General features: G+C 59.4%; 1 protein-coding gene. It reads left to right on the top strand.

The genetic code is table 11. From position 1 onward, the window contains the following. Window positions 1-54: 54 nt before the first annotated feature. On the top strand, window positions 55-811 hold a 757-nt coding region (locus KUG41_RS15435; protein ID WP_371734178.1), incomplete at its 3' end, for an IS3 family transposase.

Genomic DNA, 811 nt, shown 5'->3' with positions numbered 1-811 from the left:
GCTCAAGGAGTTAGCCGAGGGAAACTTCTGAGCCCGGAACGTCGCCGCAGAGCCGTGGTAGTTCTGCAGGATCGTTTCCGGGCTTCTCAGCGCCGTGCCTGCCGTCTGGCGGGCCAGAATCGCACGACCCAACGCCGCCCAGTGCCGGTGGCGGACATTGAGGAGCACAAGCTGCGGCAACGGATCCGTGAGCTGGCCCGGCGCCACGTGCGCTGGGGCCGGCGGCTGGCCTACCGGCGCCTGCGGATCGAGGGCTGGAGCGTCAACCACAAGCGGGTGCAACGAATCTGGCGCGAGGAGGGGCTCCAGAGGCCCCTGCCGCGCAAGCGGAAGCGCCCACGACCCGTAGACGGCTCCAGAGAGCTACTCAGAGCCGAGTACCCGCACCACGTGTGGGCGATCGACTTCCAGTTCGACCAGACAATGGATGGCAGAAGACTGAAGTTCCTCAATATTGTGGATGAATACAGTCGCCTTTGTCTGGCAATCCGTGTCGGCAGACGATGCAAAGCTGTTGATGTCATCGATGCCATTGAGGAACTCTTCAAGCAACATCCAGCACCCACTCATCTGCGCATGGACAATGGCCCTGAGTTCATTGCCCATGCACTACAGGAATGGTGTACAGGGAATGGATCGGCTACGGAATACATCCCGCCGGCTTCTCCCTGGGAGAATCCATTCGTGGAGTCATTCAACGGTCGATTCAGGGATGAGTTCCTGAATATTGAGCTCTTCTCATCGTTACCAGAGGCAAAAGTATTGGCAGAGCAGCACAGGATGGAGTACAACACCTACAGACCGCATTCGG

The organism is Synechococcus sp. CCY 9618, from assembly GCF_019038415.1.
Lineage (GTDB): Bacteria > Cyanobacteriota > Cyanobacteriia > PCC-6307 > Cyanobiaceae > Cyanobium.
This window is presented reverse-complemented; position numbering and strand designations above follow the sequence as displayed.